Origin of the sequence: Actinoplanes sp. NPDC051633 (assembly GCF_040681735.1) — a bacterium.
Lineage (GTDB): Bacteria > Actinomycetota > Actinomycetes > Mycobacteriales > Micromonosporaceae > Actinoplanes.
This window is the reverse complement of record NZ_JBFAZH010000567.1, coordinates 1-5,018: the sequence shown is the minus strand read 5'-3', so window position 1 is coordinate 5,018 and position 5,018 is coordinate 1. Positions and strand designations below refer to the sequence as shown.

Here is a 5,018-nt window from a genome sequence, read left to right as displayed (position 1 = left end):
GGGCGTCGATGTCGGTAAGGTCCGTGTCGGGGTCGCGCTGTGCGATCCCGACGGGATCCTGGCGACCCCTTTGGCCACGGTCTCCCGTGACATGGGCGCGGCCGCCGATTCCGTACCCGCCGACATAGCTGAGCTCAGCCGTCTCGTGAGGGAGCACGAGGTGGTGCAGATCGTGGTGGGGCTCCCGGTGCGCCTGAACGGCGCTGAGGGACCTGCCGCCATCGACATTCGTATGTACGCTGACCGACTGGCGAGCACGGTCGACCCCGTGCCTGTCATCTTGGCGGACGAAAGGATGTCGACCGTGGTGGCGACCCGTAGGCTGGCCGAACGTGGCGTCCGCGGGAAGCGTCAACGGGCGGTTGTCGATCAGGCGGCCGCGGTGGAGATCCTGCAGAGCTGGCTGGACGCGCAGCGGAGGCAGACGAGAGATGATCGACGAGCTTGACCTGGCGTTCGACGAGCATGCCGAACGAGGTGAGGTGCGCTCGCATCGGCGTGGCGGCAGGACCAAAGGCAAGGGCGGCAAGACCGGCGGCCGGTCCACCGTCGCGTTTCTGATGGCGTTCATCCTGCTCGCCGTTCTCGGCGGCGGCGTCTACCTCGGCTACAACAAGATCCGCGACTTCTTCACCGCCGCGGACTACGACGGCGGCGGCACCGGCACCGTCCAGGTGCAGATCCCGGACAACGCGACGCTGACCGAGATGGGCGACGTGCTCGTCGACAAGGACGTGGTCAAGAGCACGAAGGCGTTCACCGAGGCCGCGGAGAAGAACCCCCGTGGCAAGAACATCCAGTCCGGCACGTTCAACCTGAAGTTGCAGATGTCCGGCGAGGCGGCCGTGGTCGCTCTGCTCGACCCGAAGTCGCGGGTCAGCAACGGCATCACGATCCCCGAGGGCACCACGTCGGTCGAGGCCTACGCGATCCTGTCCAAGGCGACCGGTGTGCCGGTGGCCGAGTTCAAGACCGCGGCCAAGAACCCCGAGGCGCTGGGCGTCCCGGACTTCTGGTTCAAGCGCAACGACGGTCAGAAGGTGACCAGGTCGATCGAGGGCTTCCTCTTCCCGGACACGTACGAGTTCGAGCCGACCGATACCGCCGAGGACATGCTCACCGACATGGTGTCGCACTTCCTGGCGCAGGCCGAGAAGCTCGACTTCGTCAACCAGGTGCAGGAGCAACGGAAGATCAGCCCGTACGAAGCGTTGATCGTGGCCTCCCTGGCGCAGGCCGAGGCCGGCAACAACGACGACATGGGCAAGGTCGCGCGGGTCGCCTACAACCGCATCTACAGCAAGACCTTCCCGTGCGACTGCCTGCAGTTCGACGTCGGGATCAACTACTACTACGAGCTCACCGGACGCAAGAAGAAGGCGTCCAAGGACATGACCATCGCCGAGCTGACCGACCCGAAGAACCCGTACCGCACGCACGGCAAGCCCGGGCTGACCCCGACGCCGATCAACAATCCGGGTCTGCCCGCGCTGAAGGGTGCGATGAGCCCGCCGGCCGGTGCGTGGCTGTACTTCGTGGCGATCGACAAGCAGGGGCATTCGGCGTTCGCGACGACGCTCGAGGGGCACCGCAAGAACGAGGCCACGGCTCGAAAGAACGGCGTGCTGTGACCGATGGTCGCCGCGCCGCGGTGTGCGGCAAGCCGATCGCGCACTCGCTGTCGCCGGTGATCCACTCGGCCGGGTTCGCCGCCTCCGGGCTGTTGACCTGGTCCTACACCGCGATCGAGTGCGCGGCGGCGGAGTTGCCCGACCTGGTGGCCGGTCTCGGCCCGGAGTGGGCCGGGCTGTCGCTGACGATGCCGCTGAAGGAGGCCGCTCTCGCCCTCGGCGACACGGCCTCGCCGGCCGCGCTCGCGGTGGGCGTGGCCAACACGCTGGTCCGGCGGCCGGACGGCTCGTGGCACGCCGACAACACCGACATCCCCGGCATGGTGCGGGTGCTCCGCGACGCGGGCCTGGCCCGCAATCCCGGCGGCAGCCCCGTAGACAGTCCCGCCGTGACCGTCCTCGGTGGTGGCGGCACCGCGCGGGCGGCGCTGGCCGCCGCGGCGGAGCTCGGCGTGACCCGGGTGACGCTGGTGACGCGGCGACCGGCCGCCGCCGACGAGCTCGCCCCGGTCGCGTCCGCGCTGGGCGTCAAGCTCGACCCGGTCCCGTGGTCGTCGGCGCCGGAGGCGTTCGAGACCGACGCGGTGATCTCGACGGTGCCCAAGGGCGCGGCCGACGAGCTGTCCGCGGTCGCGCGGTGGCGACCGGGCGCGGTGCTGTTCGATGCGATCTACGACCCGTGGCCGACCCCCCTCGCCGCGGCCGCCGCCGCCCGGGGCGTCCGCGTCGTCTCCGGCCTGGATCTGTTGCTGGCTCAGGCGTTGAGGCAGTTCGAGCAGTTCACCGGCGTAGTCCCGGCCCCGGAGCACGCGATGCGCGAGGCGCTCACCGCGGCTGCCGCACTCCGCTGACCGCCAGCGTCGCGACCAGGGCGCCGGCCGCCGAGACGGCGATCACGACGGCCATCGGCACACCGCGGCCGGGCTCGCCGATCAGCCCGACCACCGGCGCGGCCAGGGCGGCGATCACCGACTGGATGCCACCCATCAGCGCGGCCGCGGTGCCGGCGCGGTCCGGGTGCGGGTCCAGCGCGAGCGCGGTGGCGTTCGGCGTCACCATGCCGACCGTCGAGACCAGCACGAAGAAGGACACCAGCATGCCGACCAGCAGCGCCGTCGCCGCGGAGATCAGCAGGGCCACGCCGGCCGCCGTCTGCAGAACGAGCGCGGCGACCAGCAGCGTCCGCAGCGGCACGCGGCCGACGAGCGCGCCGTTGGCCTGGCTCAGCGCGATCAGCCCGCAGGCGTTCGCGCCGAACAGCACACTGTAGACGGTCGGCGACATTCCGTAGCCGTCCTGCAGAACGAAGGACGAGCCCGAGATGTAGCCGAACAGCGCGGCGAACGACGGTCGCTGAGCGGCCCGCAGACGATCTGCCCGAGCGCGAGCCCGATCAGGCACGTGGTGAGCGACAGCTGCACCTGCGCCGGCGGCACGCCGAGGTCGTCCGCGATGTCGGGAAAGGCGGGCAGATACATGTCCAGCGACAGCGGCCCGATCGCCGTGGTGAGCCCCAGGATGACCACCAGCAGGGGCCCGTGCGGGCGGGTTGAGCCGGGCGGGGACACATCGCAGGTTACCTCTGACCTTTCCGGCGACGGCGGCATGCTCCCGGTGGCGGCGCGCGGACCGCCTGGCGGGACGGCGGCGGGGTGCGGGCGGCGGCGTTCGGCGGCGTGCCAGAATTCGTTCCGTGTTGCGCTGGCTGACCGCAGGTGAATCGCACGGCCCGGCGCTCGTCGCCCTTCTCGAGGGGGTGCCCGCCGGTGTGCGGGTGACGAGCGAGGACATCGGGCGCGATCTCGCGCGCCGCCGGCTCGGCTACGGGCGCGGCGCCCGCATGGCGTTCGAGCAGGACGAGCTCGAGCTCATCGGCGGCATCCGGCACGGCGTCACCCAGGGCAGCCCGGTGGCCATCCGGATCGGCAACTCCGAGTGGCCCAAGTGGCAGACGGTGATGGCGGCCGACCCGGTCGACCCCGCGGAGCTCGCGACGCAGGCCCGCAACGCGCCGCTGACCCGGCCCCGTCCCGGGCACGCCGACCTGGCCGGCATGCAGAAATACGGCCACACCGACGCCCGCCCGATCCTGGAGCGCGCCAGCGCCCGCGAGACCGCCGCCCGGGTGGCGGTCGGCGTGGTGGCCAAGGCCATCGTCAAGCAGACGCTCGGCATCGACATCGTGTCGCACGTGATCGAGCTGGGCTCGGTGGCGGCGAAGGCGGGCCTGATCCCGACGCCCGAGGACGCCGAGCGGATCGACGCCGACCCGCTGCGCTGCCTCGACCCGGACGCGAGCGCGCGGATGGTGGCCGAGGTCGACGCGGCGAAGAAGGACGCGGACACGCTGGGCGGGATCGTCGAGGTGCTCGCGTACGGCGTACCCCCGGGCCTGGGATCCCACGTCCAGTGGGACCGCAAGCTGGACGCCCGCCTGGCCACCGCGCTGATGTCCATCCAGTCGGTCAAGGGCGTGGAGATCGGCGACGGCTTCACGCAGGCCCGGTCCCGCGGGTCGGTCGCGCACGACGAGATCATTCCCACCCCGGGCGGTGTCCGGCGGGTCACCGATCGCGCCGGCGGCACCGAGGGCGGCATCAGCAACGGCGAGAACCTCCGGGTCCGGGCCGCGCTGAAGCCGATCTCGTCCCTGAACCGGGCTCTGCAGACCGTCGACGTCGTCACCGGCGAGCCGGCCACGGCGATCAACCAGCGCTCCGACGTGTGCGCGGTGCCGGCCGGCGCGGTGGTGGCCGAGGCGATGGTGGCGCTGGTGCTGGCCGAGGCGGCGACCGAGAAGTTCGGCGGCGACTCGGCCGACGAGATGCGTCGCAACCTGGCCGGTTACCTCGACAGTCTGCCGATCCGCTGATGGCGCCGGTCGCGGTGGTGGTCGGTGCGCCCGGCGCCGGCAAGACGACGATCGGTCAGGCCGTCGCGGCGTTGCTCGGCGTCGAGTTCGCGGACGCCGACGCCCGGATCGAGGCGATGGCCGGCAAGACCGTGCCGGAGATCTTCTTCGACGAGGGTGAGGACGAGTTCCGCCGGCTCGAGGTCGAGGCGATCGCGTCGGCGTTGCGGTCCTTCGACGGGGTGCTGGCGCTGGGCGGGGGAGCGATCCTCAACGCGGACACCCGGGCGCTGCTGCGGGACCAGACCGTGGTCTACCTGTCGGTCGAGCTGTCCGACGCGGTGAAGCGGGTCGGGCTGGGCGGGGGCCGGCCGCTGTTGGCGATCAACCCGCGCGCCACCCTGAAATACCTGCTCGACCAGCGACGCCCGCTCTACGCCGAGGTCGCCACGCACACGGTCGCCACCGACGGCCGCGCCCCCGATTGATGTTGATTACAATATTTAGCAATCTGATTGGCATTTGCACCTAACTTA

General features: G+C 71.1%; 6 protein-coding genes. 5 read left to right on the top strand and 1 reads right to left on the bottom strand.

Going from position 1 to position 5,018, the window contains the following annotated elements:
• From ruvX to AB0M20_RS26745, 3 genes are all read left to right on the top strand, one after another.
• The coding region (gene ruvX / locus AB0M20_RS26755) for a Holliday junction resolvase RuvX (RefSeq protein ID WP_364302738.1) at positions 1–448 on the top strand (448 nt) is incomplete at its 5' end.
• Positions 432–1,631, top strand: a complete 1,200-nt coding sequence (mltG, locus tag AB0M20_RS26750; RefSeq protein ID WP_364302736.1) for an endolytic transglycosylase MltG — start codon at positions 432–434, stop codon at positions 1,629–1,631. The genes ruvX and mltG, both read left to right, overlap by 17 nt.
• A complete protein-coding gene (locus AB0M20_RS26745; protein WP_364302734.1) occupies positions 1,628–2,482 on the top strand; it encodes a shikimate dehydrogenase in 855 nt (284 codons plus the stop codon). The genes mltG and AB0M20_RS26745 overlap by 4 nt, the downstream gene beginning before the upstream one ends.
• On the opposite strand, the gene AB0M20_RS26740 is transcribed toward AB0M20_RS26745, so the two are convergent.
• Positions 2,457–3,032: a hypothetical protein gene (locus tag AB0M20_RS26740; protein ID WP_364302733.1), complete on the bottom strand. Its 576-nt coding sequence runs from the start codon at positions 3,030–3,032 to the stop codon at positions 2,457–2,459. The two genes, AB0M20_RS26745 and AB0M20_RS26740, sit on opposite strands and share 26 nt — an antisense overlap.
• Positions 3,033–3,324: 292 nt before the next feature.
• On the opposite strand from AB0M20_RS26740, the gene aroC reads away from it, so the two are divergent.
• Both aroC and AB0M20_RS26730 read left to right on the top strand, forming a co-directional pair.
• Positions 3,325–4,503 (top strand): chorismate synthase, encoded by a 1,179-nt coding sequence (gene aroC / locus AB0M20_RS26735; protein WP_364302731.1) that lies wholly within the window; start codon positions 3,325–3,327, stop codon positions 4,501–4,503.
• Positions 4,503–4,970, top strand: a complete 468-nt coding sequence (locus tag AB0M20_RS26730; RefSeq protein WP_364302729.1) for a shikimate kinase — start codon at positions 4,503–4,505, stop codon at positions 4,968–4,970. The genes aroC and AB0M20_RS26730 overlap by 1 nt, the downstream gene beginning before the upstream one ends.
• Positions 4,971–5,018: the final 48 nt, after the last annotated feature.